Origin of the sequence: Spirillospora sp. NPDC047279 (assembly GCF_040643285.1) — a bacterium.
Classification (GTDB): domain Bacteria; phylum Actinomycetota; class Actinomycetes; order Streptosporangiales; family Streptosporangiaceae; genus Spirillospora.
This window is the reverse complement of sequence record NZ_JBEYUA010000002.1, coordinates 31,421-46,761: the sequence shown is the minus strand read 5'-3', so window position 1 is coordinate 46,761 and position 15,341 is coordinate 31,421. Positions and strand designations below refer to the sequence as shown.

Here is a 15,341-nt window from a genome sequence, read left to right as displayed (position 1 = left end):
GATGGGCCAGGTGATCCAGAGCATCGACTACGCGGCGGTGGCGCCCGCCCTCATCGTCGCCCTCGCCGCCATCGGCGTGCTGCTCGCGGACGCGTTCGACGTGCCGCGGCGGTTCGCCGGGCTGATCAGCGGCGGGGCGCTGGCCGCGGCGCTGGTGAGCGTGGTGCTGCTCGCGTTCGGCGACCGCCGCGCGACGTTCTGCCTGCCCGGCGACCTGCGCGGCGGCGGCCCGCGGTCGTGCTCGTACGTGGTGGACGACTTCACGCTGCTCTTCCAGGGCGTCGTCCTCGCCGCGGCCGTCATCGTCGTCCTGCTGTCGCTGCGCGAGATCGTCGAAGGCGGCATGCCCACCGGCGAGTACCACTTCCTGCTGCTGTCGGCGATCGTCGGGGCGCTGAGCCTGGTGGCCGCGCGCGATCTGGTGCTGCTGGTCGTGGCGCTGGAGACGTTGTCGCTGCCGGTCTTCGCGCTCGTCGCGCTGAAGAGGTACAGCGGGTCGGGCTCGGAGGCGGCGCTCAAGCTCTTCCTGGTGTCGGTCGTGTCGGCCGCGCTCATGCTCTTCGGCATCAGCCTGGTGTACGGGGCGACCGGCGCCATGCACCTCGACCGCATCGCCCCCGCGCTCGACCGGCTGCCCGGCGACCTCGAACCGGTGGCCGCCGCCGGGATCGTGCTCGTCCTCGCCGGGTTCGCGTTCAAGGTCGCCGCCGTGCCGTTCCACTTCTGGGCGCCGGACGTCTACCAGGGCGCGCCGCTGCCCGTCGCCGCGTTCCTCTCGGTGGTGTCCAAGGCGGCGGGGTTCGCGGGGCTGGCCATCGTGCTGGCGCTCGGCTTCCCCGCGTACGCCCACGTCTGGGGCCCGCTGATCGCGCTGCTCGCCGCGCTGACGATGACGCTCGGCAACCTGATGGCGCTGCGGCAGAACACCGCGATCCGCCTGCTCGCCTGGTCGTCGGTCGCGCAGTCGGGCTACATGCTCGCGCCGCTGGCCGTCGGCACGCGCCGCCTGCCCGAGGCGGTCGCGGCGACGACGGCGTACGTGGCGCTCTACGCGGTCATGAACCTCGGCGCGTTCGCCGTGGTCATCGCGTTCCGCGAACGGGTCCAACGTTCGGCCGCGGCCGGCCGGGCGGCCGCCGCCGAGTGGGACACGCTCGACGACTACCGCGGCCTCGCCCGCCGCAGCCCCGCGCTCGGCGCCGCGCTCGCGTTCTTCCTGATCTGCCTCGCCGGGCTGCCGCCGGGCGTGATGGGGCTCTTCGCCAAGGTCGTCGTCTTCCGCGCCGTCGTCGCGGGCGACGTCACCTGGCTCGCGGTCGTGATGGCGGTCAACACCGTGATCGGCCTCTACTACTACCTGGTGTGGGCCGTACGGCTCTTCACGGCGCCCGAGGGACGGCCGTACGAGACGTCCGCCGGCCTCCCCGTACGCGCCGCCGTCGCCGCGGCCGCCGCGGGCGCGGTGGTGTTGTCGGTCGCACCGCAGATCGTCCTGCAGGCCGTCGCCTCGGTCGGCTGACGGGCGCGGCCCGGCCCGGCGCACCGGCCGGGCCGTGGAACATCAAACCAGGTCAAACCGTTGTCTCAACGGGGACGCAAGGCAACGGGAGGCAGAGCGAAGTGCGGTTCAACGGCGTCAAGACGGCGGCTCTCATCGCTGCGCTGTCGGCATTGATGCTCGCGGTGGGCTGGGTCATCGGCGGCAGCGCGGGGCTCTTCATCGCCCTGGTCATCGCACTCGGCACCAACGGCACCGCGTACTTCTTCAGCGACCGGATCGCGCTGCGCTCGATGCGCGCCCACCCGGTCGGCGAGTTCGAGGTGCCCGTGCTCTACCGGATCGTGCGCGAGCTGGCCACCTCGGCGCGGCAGCCGATGCCGCGGCTCTACGTGTCCGAGACGATGCAGCCCAACGCGTTCGCCACCGGCCGCAACCCGCGCAACGCGGCGGTCTGCGTCACGCGCGGCATCCTGCGGATCCTGGACGAACGCGAGCTGCGCGCCGTCCTCGGCCACGAGCTGTCGCACGTCTACAACCGCGACATCCTCATCTCCTCCGTCGCGGCCGCGATCGCCACCGTCATCACCTACCTGTCGCACCTGGCCATCTTCCTGCCGATCGGCCGCTCCGAGGACGACGACGGCCCGGGCATTCTCGGCGCCCTGCTCATGCTGATCCTCGGCCCGATCGCCGCCGCCGTCGTGCAGATGGCCATCAGCCGCACCCGCGAGTTCCAGGCGGACGCCTCGGGCGCCCAGCTCACCGGCGACCCGCTCGCCCTCGCGAGCGCCCTCCGCAAGATCGATGCGGGCACCAAGGCGATGCCGCTCCCGCAGGACCCCGAGCTGGCGACCACCAGCTCACTCATGATCGCCAACCCGTTCCGCGGCGGCGGCATGGGCAGGCTCTTCTCCACCCACCCGCCCACCGCCGAACGCATCGCCCGCCTCGAGCGCATGGCCGGCCGCCGCTAGGGCAGCGTGAGCACGACCGGCCCGTCACCGGTGATCGCGATCGAGTGCTCGAAATGGGCCGCCCTGCTCCCGTCCCGCGTCGCCATCGACCAGCCGTCCGGCATCGTCCGCGTCTGGTCCTGGCCGCCCTCGTGGAACATCGGCTCGATCGCGATCGTCAGGCCCTCCTTGAGCCGCAACCCGCGCCCCGGCCTTCCCCTGTTGGGCACCGCGGGGTCCTCGTGCATCGCGTTGCCGATCCCGTGGCCTCCCCAGCCCTCGGGTATCCCGTATCCGGCGTCCTGCGCCGTACGTTCGACCTCGTGGGCGATGTCGCCCATCCGCCCGCCCGGCAGCGCCGCCGCGATCGCCCGTTCCAGGGCCTGCGACGTGGCGTCCATCAGCCGCCGCGCCGCACCGTCGACCGTGCCGACCCCCACCGTGATCGCCGCGTCCCCGTGGTAGCCGGCCAGCTCGGCCCCGCAGTCGATCGACAGCACGTCCCCGTCCGCCAGCGCCCGCCCGTTCGGGAGCCCGTGCACGATCACGTCGTTTACCGAGAGGCAGACGACCCCCGGGTAGGGCGTCGGCGCCCAGCTCGGGTGATAGCCCTGGAACGAGGGCAGGGCGCCCATCTCCTTGATCTTCCTGGCCGCGACGGCGTCCAGCTCGTCCAGCGTGATGCCCGGCTCGACGACCTCGGCCACGGCCTGGAGCGTGTGCGCCACCACCCGGCCCGCCTCGCGCATCCGGGCCCACTCGCGCGCACTTCGATACGTCACCATGACCGAAGATAGTAATACCAGTATTTAAATCTCCGCTACACTCCGGTTCATGGTGCGCACCCCCTTGACCGACGAGCAGCGAGACCGCGGCAAGGCCCTGGGCCAGGTCCTCCGCGCCGCCCGAGGCCCCCGCAGCGCCGCCGTGGTCGCCTCCGAAGCGGGCATCTCCCTCGACACCCTGCGAAAGATAGAACGCGGCGCCATCGCGGCTCCGACCTTCTTCACGGTCGCCGCGCTGGCCCGCGTCCTCGATCTGGACCTGTCCACCCTCGCCCGCGACCTCGAGCCGTTCGAAGAAATCCTCGCCGGCTGAAAATCGTCTGAACCTCTGGGCGACTACCCCCGTCATACAAAGTGCGGGCGCGCCGGGCGCCTTCTGCGGGGGAAGATGGCCGGCGCGCCCTTTACTGAAAAGCCAGCGTGGCCGGCATGCCAACCCCCCGGCATGCCGGCCGCGTGCTGTTCACCGGTAGTTGACGAACTGAAGCGCCACATCGAGGTCCTTGCCCTTCAGCAGGGCGATGACCTCCTGAAGGTCGTCCTTCTTCTTCGAGCTCACCCGCAGCTCGTCACCCTGGATCTGGGCCTTGATCCCCTTCGGCCCCTCATCCCGGACGATCTTCCCGATCTTCTTCGCGTCCTCCTGGGAGATGCCCTCCTTCAGGCCGACGCCCAGCTTGTAGATCTTCCCCGACAACCTCGGCTCGCCCGGATCGATGGCCTTCAGCGAGATCCCCCGCTTGACCAGCTTGTCCTTGAGCACGTCCAGGACGGCGTTCGCCCGCTCCTCGGTGTTGGCCTGGACCTCGATGGCCTCCCCGGACCACTTGATCCCCGCGTCCACGTTCCGGAAGTCGAACCGGTTGGCCACCTCCTTGGCCGCCTGGTTCAGGGCGTTGTCGACCTCCTGCCGGTCGAGCTTGCTCACAATGTCGAACGATGAGTCGGCCATTGACACCACACCTCGCCTGTACTCGCCTCTGCTCTTTGAGAGGTTAGCGATGCCGAACGCCCGGCGTGACGGTGCGACGGCGGTGTCAGCCCTCGGCCGGCCACGACCGGGACCGAAGACCTCGTAGTGGATCGATGACGCCGGAACGCCCCGCCCCAGCAGCGCCGTGCGCACCGTACGCATGAACGGCAACGGCCCGCACAGGTAGGCCACCGTCTCCGGCCCGACGTCCACACCCGCGAGACCGTCCACGGTGCCGCCGTACCAGAGGGTGCAGGTCGGCGACTCCGCCAGCCGCACCATCTCCTCCCGGTGCGCGTGATTTGCCGCCGACCGGCATGGACGACGGCAACGCCGCGCGTCCCACCCTCGCGGGCCAGATGCTCCAGCATCGCCACCATCGGCGTGCAGCCGATGCCCGCCGACACCGGCAACAGCGGCGCCTCACCCTCGTCCAGCATCAGATCGCCGAACGGCGCCGGCACGGTCAGCGTGTCGCCCTCCGCCACGTTCTCGTGCAGCCGGCTCGAGATCCTCGAACTGCGCCCTTCACCGCCCCCGGCACCTGCGAGGTCCACCTACCTCGCCCCTAATGACCCCGATACCGATGTCACGACCACTGCCACCGTCCGCTATTCTTTCGAGTGCCGTCGCGACAGCGACGCCACGGCGGGTTGCCCGAGTGGCCAATGGGAGCGGACTGTAAATCCGTCGGCTTAGCCTACGCAGGTTCGAACCCTGCACCCGCCACACCACGTAGAACGCCCCCTGACCTGGGATTACAGGGCAGGGGGCGTTTCGTATGCTGTCCGGCTCCAACCGGCTTGAAACGGCTTTGTACGGCCGGTTGTGGTTGAGGCCCGAGGGGCCGGGTGCCTTTAACGGACGGGACACCGCCGGGCTCCTTTCGGCCCTGGCGGTGCCTTGGCGTTTGATCGGCTGGTGGCAGGCCTTTCGTTTTGGAACGGGCCCGGTGCGCCCGTTCCTCAGTGATCAGATGCGGCTGCGCCAGCGGGGGAGGAGGGCTCGGATGATTTCCAGCACGTGCTCCCGCGGGGCCCGGACGAGAGCGATCGAGCCCAGCACGAGCCAGGGAAGCACCAGGACCAGGGCAGACAGAACTACAGGCACGACAGACCCCGCCAATCGGAACGGTTCCGTCGCTGACGTCAGTGATATGTCGCATCCCGGATCGGGGTGCGGCACAAGGACTGAAGCCAGCCACAGTGGCTAACGGACGATGAAACGATCGCATCGTCCGACTCTCGGGTCAATGCGTCCTGGGGCGTCGTTGCGAGCTTCACAACGCGGGTTCTGAGAAGTGTGGCTTGTAGGGTCGCGGGCGTGGTTGAGGTAGGGGGTCCGCGGTTTCTGGTGGGGGAGATCGTGGAGGTCGTCGGGGTTGGCGGGCGTGAGGTGCGGTGGGACGACCTGGAGGGCGATCAGCCCGTTGACGTGGGTCCGTTGAGAGGTATGGAGGTCGCCGTCAACGGGGCTCGGCCGACGGAGGATCGTTCGGGGTGGATGTGCGTGGTCTGGGCTCCTTCGCTGGAGGCGATGCTGGCGGTGCCCGAGGAGGTCCTCGTGTCCACGGGGCGGTTCGAGGGTGGTCGAAGGCCTTGGCGGGACGACGTGCTGATCTGTCTCGACACGCTCGTTCGGGACGTGGGTGAGGCGGAGGGCATCGCGCGTGTGGCGGCTGGACGGCTGGAGGCGCTCGATGATGTGCGCGAGGTCGACTGGCGGGTCGACAGGATCGGTGAGCACGTGCCCGCCTCGGTGTCGCTGTGGGTGTGGAGTCATGGGGACGCTCTGCGGTTGTTCGCTCGTGTCCTCGCGCTGGTCCCCGATGGCTGGGAGGAGTCGGATGATCCGGACTTCATCGGCTCGCGGTGGGACTCGGCGGCGTCGACGGGACGGTTCCTCGCGCCGGGAGTGGTGACCTCCGATGTCACGTACCGGCGGTGGACCGGCCCTGCCCGGCGGTCGCGGCGCGAGATCGACCTCCTCGGTCAGCGGTCGGTGTGCAGGGTGAGGTGGGGGGAGAGGGCGCGGAGGAAGTCGGGGGCGTCGAAGATCGCGCCCGCGGAGGCGACGCCGGTGGTCCGGGTCCGGCCGGTGAGGACACGCTCGACGGCCTCGACGGAGAGCGGTGCGCTGATGGCGTAGATGTCCTGGCCTGAGGCGGCGATGCGGCGTTCCTCACCGCCGGAACGGACGAGGACGTCGACGACGAAGGTCTGTGCGGAACGGCCGCGTTCGTCGGTGGCGGCCGGGGCCTGGGCGCCGGGGGCCGACAGGTCCGCGGCGGCCTGGGCGGCCATGTAGGTGCGCACCTCGGGGACGGCCAGGTGGCTGGGAACGGTGACGACGTCGGCCATGGTGAACTCCCCGATGACCTTCTGGGGGCCGAGCGGGGCGGGGAACGTCCATTCCAGGGTGGGCAGGGCGTCGTCGTGGTAGTCCAGCCGTCCGCCGGTGAAGCGGACGCGGCGGCCGCCGCGCCGCCGGCCCGAGACCGCGCCCGCCGCCAGCGTTCCGGCGGTGGGGTGCCAGCTGCTCAGGCCGTAGGCGACGTGCACCTCGTCCGCCGACGTCCAGTCGCCCATCGCGGCGGTGACCAGCAGGTCGCCGAGGCCGCCGTAGAAGGCCATCGCAGGGACGATCACTGCGCCCGCGGCCTGGGCACGTTCGGTGAAGTGGGCGAACGTGTCGACGTTCGCCTCGATCTCGGCGGCCACGTCGACGTACGGGATGCCGGCGCGCAGCGCGGCCTCGATCAGCGGGGCGCCGGTCGTCGCGAACGGGCCGGCGGTGTTGATCACGGCGGCCGCGCCCTTCAGCGCGCGGTCGAGGGAGGCCGGGTCGTCGGCCGACGCCTGCCGCGTCTCGAGCCCCGGCCGCGCCACCGCCTGCAGCTTGTCGGGGTCGCGGCCGACGAGCAGCGGGACGTGTCCGCGCTCGATCAGCTCCGCCACCACGAACCGCCCGGTGTGCCCGTAGGCACCGAACACCGCGACCGTTTCCATAACCGCTCCCACCTGCTCGAATGATTCGATACAGAGATCCTGTCCTCGTCGGCCCGGCGACGTGAGTGTCTGGAACGACATGAACCGTACAATTCCCGACATGAACTCTGTCGCGGTCGCCGCCACCGACGGGATGCTGCATTTCGAGCTGGCCCTGGCCTACGAGGTCTTCGGCTCGGCTCCGGCCGCCCTGCCCGGCCCCTGGTACGACGTCCGGGTGTGCGGCACGCACGCCGTGCGGGTCGGCAGGTTCCTGCTGGAGCCCGACTGCGGGCTCGACTGGCTGGCGAACGCCGACACTGTGATCGTTCCCGCCCTGGCGGACGTCGACGAGGACCCGCCGGCCGATCTGGTCGACGCGGTGCGCGCGGCCCACGAGGCGGGGGCGCGGGTGGTCTCCCTGTGCACGGGCGTGTTCGTGCTCGCCGCCGCCGGCCTGCTGGACGGGCTGCGCGCGACCACGCACTGGGCCCACGCCGATGAGCTGGCCGCGAGCTATCCCCGGGTGGAGGTCGACCCGGACGTGCTCTACGTCGACAACGGCAGCGTGCTCACGTCCGCGGGCAAGGCCGCGGCGATGGACCTGTGCCTGCATCTGGTCCGCCTCGACCACGGCTCGACGGTCGCCAACGTGGTCGCGCGCCGCCTGGTCGTGCCGCCCCACCGGGCCGGCGGCCAGGCCCAGTTCGTCACCACGCCGGTGCCCGCCCAGGACGACCACCCCCTGGCCGAGCTGCTCACCTGGGTCATGCGGCGGCTGGACCAGCCGCTCACCGTGGAGGACCTGGCCCGCCAGGCGAACATGAGCTCGCGCCACCTGGCCCGCCACTTCCGCTCGGTCACCGGCACCACCCCGCTGCAGTGGCTGCTGACGCAGCGGATCCGCCGCGCGCAGGAACTGCTGGAGAACACCGACGACAGCGTCGACACCATCGCCTCGGCCGCGGGCATGGGGACGGCGACGACCCTGCGCCGGCACTTCCACCGGACGATCGGCGTGCCGCCGGACGCCTACCGCCGTACGTTCCGGACGTCCCGCTAGACCTCGTAGTCCTCGGCGAGGCGCTCCCAGTGGAGACCGGCCACCGCGGCCGCCACGAAGCCGGCGACCGGTCCGGCGAGGTCGTCCTGGAACCAGGCCACGTCCAGCCAGGAGCGGTGGAGGACCTCGTCGAGGTCCTCGTTGACGCGGAACGACTCGAAGAAGCCGACGCAGTACACCGGGGGCAGCGTCTCCATCGGGCCGAACGGCAGGCGCCGCGATCCCGGATCGGGCCGGGCGCGCGGCGGCTCGATCACATGGACGGGCGGCGCCGTGCGGTACGTGAACGCGCGGCGCCTGGCCAGCGACGCCAGCAACCGGTCGTTCATCGACACGGTCGGATACCCCTCCAGCAACCCCTCATAGGTGGAGCAGACCTTCAGCCGGGTCAACTCGACGTCACGTCCCGAAGCCAGCGTGATGTAAGCGAGCGCCATGCCCGTGATCGTCCCACCGGCAGGACACACCGGCCTCCGCGGCCGTCTCGGGTCAGGCGGTGCGGGGGGTGGTGTCGGGCTCCATGCCGTGGTGGCGGAGGAGGGCGCGGAGGCGTTCGACCTCGGTGTGCAGGCGTTCGTTCTCGGTGAAGACGCGGTCGAGCCCGGCCATGAGGGCGTCGCGGTCCGGGTGGGGCAGGGGGGCCAGTCCCTGGATCGTCTGGACGATGGTGGCGCGGTCGGCGCCGGGGTGCTCGTGCAGGATCTGGGCGGCCAGGCCGGCGCCCTCGCGGGAGCGGAGCCAGGCCGCGACGCCGGCCCGGTCGATCGCCCCGGTCTCGATCGCGCGGACGAGGTCGCGCGCGGCGCGGGCGGGGCTCAGGTCGAGGTCCAGGCCGCGTTCGCCGAGGAGCTGGAGCGTGGCGAGCAGGGCGATCCTGTGGTTGGCCCGGGTGAACGGGCGGTGCCGCACCAGGGCGATCAGCAGCGCGGCCGGGTCGGTGCCCGAGGCTTCGGAGAGGGCAGCCGCGGCGGCGTCCAGGTCGGCGATCTCGAGGGCCTCCCGGTGCTCAGGCCGAGCAGCCGGGCGGCGATGGCGACGAGATCGGCGGGGGTCATTCGAGGTCCCGCAACATCCGCAGTGATCGTTCGTGGCGGGCGAGGTTGTCTTCGAGGAGGGTCTGGAAGCGGCGGTCGGCGCGGCGTTGCTCGACCAGGGCGGCCATGCGAACGCCCCCTGAGGGGAACCAGGGGGCGTTGTGTTCGGGATCGGCTAGCTGAAGATGCTGACACCGCCGGGGCCGACGAGCAGGCCGAGGACGATGAGGACGGCACCCCAGAGGATGTCGCGTCGCGCGAGCAGCACATAGATCCCGGCGATGACCAGGACCGCCGCGATGATGAACAACAGAGTAGTCATGGGCGACGTTGTTCCCCCGGTACGGGAATCAAACAGGACATCTGGCAATAGACCAGTGGAGGGTGGCCGGATTCGGTCATGAGGAGGAGGGGATCCGGACCGTTCCATGGGAGTGTGGCGGGATGTCTGTGATCAACGTCGCGGCGTACCCTCGGACGCTCCGCTGCTGGCGATTCCTCGGTGCGCTCGCGGTCGTCACGGCGTTCTGCGCGTTCACGACCGTGCTGCTGGTCACGGGCCAGACGTCGGGGCGGATGAACCCGAGCGACCTCCAGCGGGCGGCGGGCGCCTGCGTGTTCGGCGTGCTGACGCTGCTGGGGGCCGCCTGCCTGCGCGCCCGCGTGGTCGTCGAGGAGAACGGGCTCCGGATCGTGTGGGCGTTCCATCAGCGGCGCCTGTCCTGGGACGAGATCACCGAGATCAGCGCGGACGCCCCCTGGATCGGCCAGGGCTGGTACCTCCACGTGCGGACGGCGGAGAGTGAGCACACGGCCGCGGTCTTCTTCACCTCGCGCCGTGCCTCACCCGAGTCCGGTACGCGGCTGCACGAGCCGTCGGGGGAGACGCCCTATGGCCTCTACAAGATGCACGCCGAGCTCGTCGAGGAGTGGCGCGCCGCTTAGCGCGACCGGGACGGCTGCGGAACCGCGGGTGACGGCCATGTCGTCAGATGCCGCGCGCAGCGGTGGGAAGGGAAGACCTCCAGCGTGCAGGTGAGCTACGTGAGCGAGGCGACGCCAGGGCTGGGCAACGAGGACTATGTCGTCGCGGGGCCCGGGTGGGTCGTCGTCCTGGACGGGGCGACGGCGCGGCCGGGCGTGGAGAGCGGATGCGTGCACGATCCGGGCTGGCTCGTCCGGCGGCTGGCGGCCGAGCTCGGCGCGCGGCTCGTGCTGGAGGACGGCACGTCGCTGAGGGATCTGCTCGCCGACTCCATCAAAGGGGTGCGCGAGCTGCACGCCGACACGTGTGATCTGGACAATCCCGACAGTCCTTCGAGCACGGTCGCCCTGCTGCGGCGTGCGGGCGACCGGGTCGACTGGCTGGTGCTGGCGGATTCGCCGGTGCTGCTCGACCTGGGCGGCGAGCTCAGGGTCGTGCGCGACGACCGCGTCGACCGCCTGCCGAGCTACACCGACGAGGGGGTACGGGCGGCGCGCAACAGCCCGGGCGGGTTCTGGGTGGCGAGCACCCGGCCGCAGGCGGCGTACGAGGCGCTCGCCGGGGAGGCCTCGGTCGACGCCGTGCGGCGGGTGGCGCTGCTGACCGACGGTGCGGCCCGGCTGGTCGAACGGTTCGGGCGCATCGGCTGGGAGGAGCTGTTCGACCTGCTCGAACGGGACGGGCCGCGGGAGCTGATCAGGCGCACCAGGGAGGCCGAGGCGAGGGAGACGCGTCCGCGGGGGAAGCGGTACGACGACGCCACGGCCGTCCTGGTGCACTTCTGAGCCCATGGCCGCGCGGTCCGCCTCTGGGTCCGCGGCCGTGCGGCGATGGACGGGTGGTCAGCCGCCGGGGTTGTTGGCGGCGGGGATGTGCGGCCACCATTCGCCCAGGTCCTCGGCCAGGTGCAGGCCCTCCAGGGTGAGGCGGCCGGTCATCATGGGGTGCTTGCGCCCGGCCGGGAACGATCGCGAGTACGACGGCGGGTCGAGCACCACCACGCGGGTGCCGGCGACGGCCGGGATGTCGGCGGGCACGCCCTCGTTGTAGATCCACTCGCCGTGCGCGTCGACGAGGTTCCAGGTGCTGCTGACGATGGGGCCGCGGTCGGGCACGTCGGTGTCGGTGAACCACGCGATCACCTCGTCCGGGACGGGGTCGCCCGGGATGCCGCCCGGCCGGCCGAGCAGGGCCCCGGCGAGCAGGACGTGCAGCTGGAAGGTGTCGCCGATGCCGCTGATGCCGACCGTCCAGCCGCGGTGGGACGCGCGGTCGAGGACGAGCAGCCGTTCGCCCTCCAGGACCCGCAGCAGCCGGGCCACCCAGCCCATCTTGTCGCAGTGCTCGGCGAGGCGGCCGACGAGCTCGGCCTTGCCCTCCCGGTCGGTCACCGACGCCCGCAGCCCGGGGGAGGCCGACAACATCGTGTTGGCCGACAGCGCGTACTTCTCCATCGCGAACCACGACATCATCGCCGCGACCGGGTCGGCGAAGTCCCGCGAGACGGTGTCGACGATCTCCTGCGAGGGCTGCCCGTCGGGGTGCGGCGGTGCGCCGCCGGTGGCCCGCTTCCAGGACTCGGCGAACGCGACGCCGTCGCGGGCCACGGCGAGCAGCCGGTCCAGCACGGGCTCCTCGACGCCGAACGTGGTGGCGCCGTTCTCGACCCAGGCGCCCGCGATGATCGCCAGCCAGCAGCCGAGGTTCGGCGGGGCCGCGGCGATGCCCTCGCCCATCGTCGTCATCGCGGTGTTCAGCACGGTGGTGGGAACGCCCCGCGAATCGTTCATCAACCGGGGCATCAGGTCGCTGAAAGCCTGGTCCTCGGCGACGGCCGCTCGCACCGTGGCATCCACCTGCTGGAGGAAGTCACTCATGAAGATCACCCTGGCATATCGGCAGGAACCATGCCGGTTCGGTGTTCCCGGAGGTCGTGCGCTCAGGGGGCCGGATTTGATTTCGTATCCGGTGCGCGGGCCGTGTATGGTTACACCCGTCGCCAAGCGACAGGCCCCTTTAGCTCAGTCGGCAGAGCGTCTCCATGGTAAGGAGAAGGTCTACGGTTCGATTCCGTAAAGGGGCTCAAGGAAGCCCGCAAACCCCCGGTCCGCTCGGAGCGGGCCGGGTTTGTTCGGTTTTCCGAGGTGTGTCGGCCATCAGGTATCCTGACCTATCGGTCCACACCGACCATCACGGCGGGGTAGCTCAGTCAGGCAGAGCAAGCGGCTCATAATCGCTGTGTCGCCGGTTCAAGTCCGGCCCTCGCTACTACCCGACCTCTCGTCCCCACTCGCGGGCGGGATGGCCGGTGCTCAAGATCAGGGGTTGTCCGTCCTGGACGGCCCAGGATTGCAACGTATGTCCAAGTCCCTAGTCAGAAAGGCACTCCATCGTGGCTGCCACCGACGTTAGGCCGAAGATCACGCTGGCCTGCCAGGAGTGCAAGCACCGCAACTACATCACGAGGAAGAACCGGCGCAACGACCCGGACCGCCTCGAGATCAAGAAGTACTGCCCCAACTGCAGGACCCACCGTCCGCACCGCGAGACCCGCTAGTACCGGTCTCTTCGCCGGCGCGACGCCCTGCCCTTCCGGCAGCAGTGCTCATCCGGGCGCTCGCCGCGAGACGAAACCCCCTGCTCGTTCGCGCGAAAGCCCGCCGCCGACCGGGTGACCTGTCACCCCCGGTCGGCGACCTGGCTCGGATGGCGTCTTCCCATCGCTTGCTCCGACGTCCTCAGCCCGTTCACGCGGACACCCGCGGGGGCGGGCTGAACGTCGTTCTGTTACGGTCCGTCCGAGACGAGATGGTCGTGCCTGGGCGCGGGCACGCGGGCTTGCACAGCCCTGTTGCACCTGGAGGGACGGGATTGCATGGCACTCAACCGTGATTTCATCGGGCGGACGTTCCCGCCCAGTGAGCCGTACGAGGTCAGCCGGGTGAAGATCCGCGAGTTCGCGGACGCCATCGGGGACCGCAACCCGATCTACCGCGACCGCGAGGCGGCCAAGGCGGCCGGCTACTCCGACGTCATCGCCCCGCCGACGTTCCCGATCGTGGTGTCGCTCGGCAGCCCCGCGCTCGCCGACCCGGCGCTCAATCTCAACTACGCGATGGTGGTGCACGGCGAGCAGCGGTTCGAGTACTCGCGGCCGATCCAGCCCGGCGACGTCGTGACCTGCACCTCGACGATCACCGAGATCAAGTCGATCGGCAACAACGAGAAGATGGTCGTCGAGACCGAGGTGAAGACGGTCGAGGGCGAGCTGATCGTCAAGACGTACAACACGATCGTGGAGCGGGGGGCCTGATGACCGCCAAGGTGAAGTACGACGACGTCGAGGTCGGTACCGAGATCCCCGCCGAGACCTACCAGGTCGACCGGGCCAACCTGGTCATGTACGCGGGCGCGTCCGGCGACTTCAACCCGATCCACTGGCGCGAGACCGTCGCCAAGGCGGTCGGCCTGCCGGACGTGATCGCGCACGGCATGTACACGATGGCCCAGGGCGGCCGGTACGTGACCGACTGGGTCGGCGACCCGGGCGCGGTCGTCGACTACGGCGTGCGCTTCTCGTCGCCGGTCGTGGTCCCCGACGAGGGCGGCGCCGCGCTGGAGATCAGCGGCAAGGTGGAGGAGAAGCTCGACGACAACAAGGTCGTCGTCGCGCTGACCGCCCGTTCCAACGACCAGAAGGTCCTCACCCGCGCCAAGGCCGTCGTCCGGCTGGCCTGACACGTCGTCCGGCCTGACACGTCGTCCGGCCTGACACGCCGTCCCGGCCGGTCCGGCACGTCGTGGGCGGCCTGACAGTTCGTGGAACGGAGCCCGGTTCCGCGCCGGTCGGCGCGCGGAGCCGGGCTCTGCTCATACGATCGGGTGAACGTACGGGAGGGGAAGACCGCGTGGCCGTGTTCGCTGAGGACGTCAACCTGGCCGGCTACACCACGCTCAGGCTGGGTGGGCCGGCGCGCCGCTTCGTCGAGGCGACGACGGAGGCCGAGCTGGTCGCCGCCGTCCGCCAGGCCGACGCCGCCGGCGAACCGCTGCTGGTGCTCGGCGGCGGCAGCAACCTCGTGGTCGCCGACGACGGTTTCCCCGGCACGGTCGTGCACGTCGGCACCCGGGGCACCGAGATCATCCCGAGCGAGGGCGGCGGGGTGCTGGTCCGCGTCCAGGCCGGCGAGGAGTGGGACCCGTTCGTGGCCCGCTGCGTCGAGGACGGGCTCGCCGGGGTCGAGTGCCTCGCGGGCATCCCGGGCCGGGTCGGCGCGACCCCGATCCAGAACGTCGGCGCGTACGGGCAGGACGTCAGCGAGACGATCGTCGAGGTCCGCGTGTACGACCGCGAGGCCGGCACGCTCGTCGCCCTCGACCGCGACGCCTGCCGGTTCACCTACCGGCACAGCGTCTTCAAGGGCTCCGACCGGTACGTGGTGCTGGACGTGACGTACGCGCTGCGCCAGGCCGAGGAGTCACAGCCGATCGCGTACGCCGAGCTGGCCCGCGAGCTGGGCGTCCAGCCGGGCGACCGGGTGCCGCTCAAGGAGGCCCGCGAGGCCGTCCTCGAGCTGCGGCGCGGCAAGGGCATGGTGCTCGACCCGGCCGATCCCGACACCCGCAGCGCCGGTTCGTTCTTCACCAACCCGATCCTGGACGCGGCGCAGCTGGCCGACCTCGAACGCCGGGTGGCCGACCGGCTCGGCCCGGACGCCGCGTTCCCGCGGTATCCCGAGAGCGGCGGCCGCACCAAGACCTCCGCCGCCTGGCTGATCGACCGGGCGGGCTTCGCCAAGGGCGAGGCGCTCGGGCCGATGCGGATCTCCACCAAGCACACCCTGGCCCTCACCAACCCCGACGGCGGCAGCACCGCCGACCTGCTGGCGCTGGCCCGGCACGTGCGCACGGGGGTGCGCGAGGCGTTCGGGGTCGAGCTGGTCAACGAGCCCGTCTTCGTCGGCGTCCGGCTCTGACCCGCCGGGGCGCGGACGCCCCCGAGACGGGTGGCGAGCAATTACCGCCATTCGCGGCTCGGCGCCAATAATTGTTTTCTCGCG

At 70.9% G+C, this 15,341-nt stretch carries 18 protein-coding genes and 3 tRNA genes; 13 read left to right on the top strand and 8 right to left on the bottom strand.

Features of this window, described 5'->3' with window-relative positions:
- The first annotated feature begins 1 nt into the window (after nucleotide 1).
- Both ABZ810_RS04390 and htpX read left to right on the top strand, forming a co-directional pair.
- The gene (locus tag ABZ810_RS04390) at nucleotides 2-1,519 is read left to right on the top strand and encodes an NADH-quinone oxidoreductase subunit N (RefSeq protein WP_358399101.1); all 1,518 of its coding nucleotides are present in this window, start codon (nucleotides 2-4) and stop codon (nucleotides 1,517-1,519) included.
- Between the two features lie 101 nt (nucleotides 1,520-1,620).
- Complete coding sequence (htpX, locus tag ABZ810_RS04385) at nucleotides 1,621-2,475, top strand: zinc metalloprotease HtpX (RefSeq protein WP_358399098.1); 855 nt, start codon at nucleotides 1,621-1,623, stop codon at nucleotides 2,473-2,475.
- Here the strand turns inward: htpX and map are convergent.
- Entirely contained in the window at nucleotides 2,472-3,239 is a 768-nt protein-coding gene (map, locus tag ABZ810_RS04380) for a type I methionyl aminopeptidase (RefSeq protein WP_358399096.1), read from the bottom strand. The genes htpX and map overlap by 4 nt on opposite strands.
- Nucleotides 3,240-3,288: 49 nt before the next feature.
- Here map and ABZ810_RS04375 point away from each other — a divergent pair, with 49 nt between their 5' ends.
- Nucleotides 3,289-3,552, top strand: a complete 264-nt coding sequence (locus ABZ810_RS04375) for a helix-turn-helix transcriptional regulator (protein WP_358399094.1) — start codon at nucleotides 3,289-3,291, stop codon at nucleotides 3,550-3,552.
- A gap of 150 nt (nucleotides 3,553-3,702) precedes the next feature.
- Here the strand turns inward: ABZ810_RS04375 and ABZ810_RS04370 are convergent, their stop codons facing one another.
- Nucleotides 3,703-4,191, bottom strand: coding sequence for a YajQ family cyclic di-GMP-binding protein (locus ABZ810_RS04370; RefSeq protein ID WP_358399092.1), 489 nt, complete (start codon nucleotides 4,189-4,191; stop codon nucleotides 3,703-3,705).
- Nucleotides 4,192-4,859: 668 nt separating this feature from the next.
- Between ABZ810_RS04370 and ABZ810_RS04365 the strand changes: the two genes are divergently transcribed.
- Nucleotides 4,860-4,941, top strand: a tRNA-Tyr gene (locus tag ABZ810_RS04365).
- Between the two features lie 243 nt (nucleotides 4,942-5,184).
- Here ABZ810_RS04365 and ABZ810_RS04360 read toward each other — a convergent pair.
- On the bottom strand, nucleotides 5,185-5,322 hold the full coding sequence (locus ABZ810_RS04360; RefSeq protein WP_358399089.1) for a hypothetical protein: 138 nt from the start codon (nucleotides 5,320-5,322) through the stop codon (nucleotides 5,185-5,187).
- A gap of 881 nt (nucleotides 5,323-6,203) precedes the next feature.
- The gene (locus tag ABZ810_RS04355; RefSeq protein WP_358399087.1) at nucleotides 6,204-7,220 is read right to left on the bottom strand and encodes a saccharopine dehydrogenase NADP-binding domain-containing protein; all 1,017 of its coding nucleotides are present in this window, start codon (nucleotides 7,218-7,220) and stop codon (nucleotides 6,204-6,206) included.
- Between the two features lie 100 nt (nucleotides 7,221-7,320).
- On the opposite strand from ABZ810_RS04355, the gene ABZ810_RS04350 reads away from it, so the two are divergent.
- The gene (locus tag ABZ810_RS04350) at nucleotides 7,321-8,262 is read left to right on the top strand and encodes a helix-turn-helix domain-containing protein (protein ID WP_358399085.1); all 942 of its coding nucleotides are present in this window, start codon (nucleotides 7,321-7,323) and stop codon (nucleotides 8,260-8,262) included.
- Here the strand turns inward: ABZ810_RS04350 and ABZ810_RS04345 are convergent.
- From ABZ810_RS04345 to ABZ810_RS04335, 3 genes are all read right to left on the bottom strand, one after another.
- Nucleotides 8,259-8,699, bottom strand: a complete 441-nt coding sequence (locus ABZ810_RS04345) for a hypothetical protein (protein ID WP_358399083.1) — start codon at nucleotides 8,697-8,699, stop codon at nucleotides 8,259-8,261. The two genes, ABZ810_RS04350 and ABZ810_RS04345, sit on opposite strands and share 4 nt — an antisense overlap.
- A 52-nt stretch (nucleotides 8,700-8,751) precedes the next feature.
- Nucleotides 8,752-9,171, bottom strand: coding sequence for a hypothetical protein (locus ABZ810_RS04340; RefSeq protein ID WP_358399081.1), 420 nt, complete (start codon nucleotides 9,169-9,171; stop codon nucleotides 8,752-8,754).
- Between the two features lie 300 nt (nucleotides 9,172-9,471).
- Entirely contained in the window at nucleotides 9,472-9,618 is a 147-nt protein-coding gene (locus tag ABZ810_RS04335) for a GPGG-motif small membrane protein (protein ID WP_358399079.1), read from the bottom strand.
- Nucleotides 9,619-9,740: 122 nt separating this feature from the next.
- Between ABZ810_RS04335 and ABZ810_RS04330 the strand changes: the two genes are divergently transcribed.
- Together ABZ810_RS04330 and ABZ810_RS04325 are read left to right on the top strand one after the other, a co-directional pair.
- On the top strand, nucleotides 9,741-10,241 hold the full coding sequence (locus ABZ810_RS04330) for a PH domain-containing protein (protein ID WP_358399076.1): 501 nt from the start codon (nucleotides 9,741-9,743) through the stop codon (nucleotides 10,239-10,241).
- A 99-nt stretch (nucleotides 10,242-10,340) separates the two neighbouring features.
- Nucleotides 10,341-11,066 (top strand): protein phosphatase 2C domain-containing protein, encoded by a 726-nt coding sequence (locus ABZ810_RS04325; RefSeq protein ID WP_358399074.1) that lies wholly within the window; start codon nucleotides 10,341-10,343, stop codon nucleotides 11,064-11,066.
- Between the two features lie 57 nt (nucleotides 11,067-11,123).
- Here ABZ810_RS04325 and ABZ810_RS04320 read toward each other — a convergent pair whose 3' ends face one another.
- A complete protein-coding gene (locus tag ABZ810_RS04320) occupies nucleotides 11,124-12,158 on the bottom strand; it encodes a hypothetical protein (protein WP_358399072.1) in 1,035 nt (344 codons plus the stop codon).
- 133 nt (nucleotides 12,159-12,291) lie between these two features.
- Between ABZ810_RS04320 and ABZ810_RS04315 the strand changes: the two genes are divergently transcribed.
- The 6 genes from ABZ810_RS04315 (at nucleotide 12,292) to ABZ810_RS04290 (ending at nucleotide 15,257) form a co-directional block, all read left to right on the top strand.
- Nucleotides 12,292-12,364, top strand: a tRNA-Thr gene (locus ABZ810_RS04315).
- A gap of 111 nt (nucleotides 12,365-12,475) precedes the next feature.
- A tRNA-Met gene (locus ABZ810_RS04310) sits at nucleotides 12,476-12,549 on the top strand.
- A gap of 124 nt (nucleotides 12,550-12,673) precedes the next feature.
- The gene (gene rpmG, locus ABZ810_RS04305; RefSeq protein WP_026404241.1) at nucleotides 12,674-12,838 is read left to right on the top strand and encodes a 50S ribosomal protein L33; all 165 of its coding nucleotides are present in this window, start codon (nucleotides 12,674-12,676) and stop codon (nucleotides 12,836-12,838) included.
- Between the two features lie 318 nt (nucleotides 12,839-13,156).
- Nucleotides 13,157-13,594, top strand: coding sequence for a MaoC family dehydratase N-terminal domain-containing protein (locus tag ABZ810_RS04300; RefSeq protein WP_358399067.1), 438 nt, complete (start codon nucleotides 13,157-13,159; stop codon nucleotides 13,592-13,594).
- Entirely contained in the window at nucleotides 13,594-14,019 is a 426-nt protein-coding gene (locus ABZ810_RS04295; RefSeq protein WP_358399064.1) for a MaoC family dehydratase, read from the top strand. Before ABZ810_RS04300 ends, ABZ810_RS04295 begins: the two co-directional genes overlap by 1 nt.
- Nucleotides 14,020-14,189: 170 nt before the next feature.
- Nucleotides 14,190-15,257, top strand: coding sequence for a UDP-N-acetylmuramate dehydrogenase (locus ABZ810_RS04290; protein WP_358399062.1), 1,068 nt, complete (start codon nucleotides 14,190-14,192; stop codon nucleotides 15,255-15,257).
- Nucleotides 15,258-15,341 lie beyond the last annotated feature (84 nt).

Bases quoted from the DNA above. Each gene is read 5' to 3' on its own strand.
- ABZ810_RS04390 (WP_358399101.1), top strand. From the start codon at position 2: ATGGGCCAGGTGATCCAGAGCATCGACTACGCGGCGGTGGCGCCCGCC.
- ABZ810_RS04335 (WP_358399079.1), bottom strand. From the start codon at position 9,618: ATGACTACTCTGTTGTTCATCATCGCGGCGGTCCTGGTCATCGCCGGG.
- ABZ810_RS04295 (WP_358399064.1), top strand. From the start codon at position 13,594: ATGACCGCCAAGGTGAAGTACGACGACGTCGAGGTCGGTACCGAGATC.
- ABZ810_RS04345 (WP_358399083.1), bottom strand. From the start codon at position 8,699: ATGGCGCTCGCTTACATCACGCTGGCTTCGGGACGTGACGTCGAGTTG.
- map (WP_358399096.1), bottom strand. From the start codon at position 3,239: ATGGTGACGTATCGAAGTGCGCGCGAGTGGGCCCGGATGCGCGAGGCG.
- ABZ810_RS04320 (WP_358399072.1), bottom strand. From the start codon at position 12,158: ATGAGTGACTTCCTCCAGCAGGTGGATGCCACGGTGCGAGCGGCCGTC.
- ABZ810_RS04350 (WP_358399085.1), top strand. From the start codon at position 7,321: ATGAACTCTGTCGCGGTCGCCGCCACCGACGGGATGCTGCATTTCGAG.
- ABZ810_RS04300 (WP_358399067.1), top strand. From the start codon at position 13,157: ATGGCACTCAACCGTGATTTCATCGGGCGGACGTTCCCGCCCAGTGAG.
- ABZ810_RS04375 (WP_358399094.1), top strand. From the start codon at position 3,289: ATGGTGCGCACCCCCTTGACCGACGAGCAGCGAGACCGCGGCAAGGCC.
- ABZ810_RS04330 (WP_358399076.1), top strand. From the start codon at position 9,741: ATGTCTGTGATCAACGTCGCGGCGTACCCTCGGACGCTCCGCTGCTGG.
- ABZ810_RS04355 (WP_358399087.1), bottom strand. From the start codon at position 7,220: ATGGAAACGGTCGCGGTGTTCGGTGCCTACGGGCACACCGGGCGGTTC.
- ABZ810_RS04370 (WP_358399092.1), bottom strand. From the start codon at position 4,191: ATGGCCGACTCATCGTTCGACATTGTGAGCAAGCTCGACCGGCAGGAG.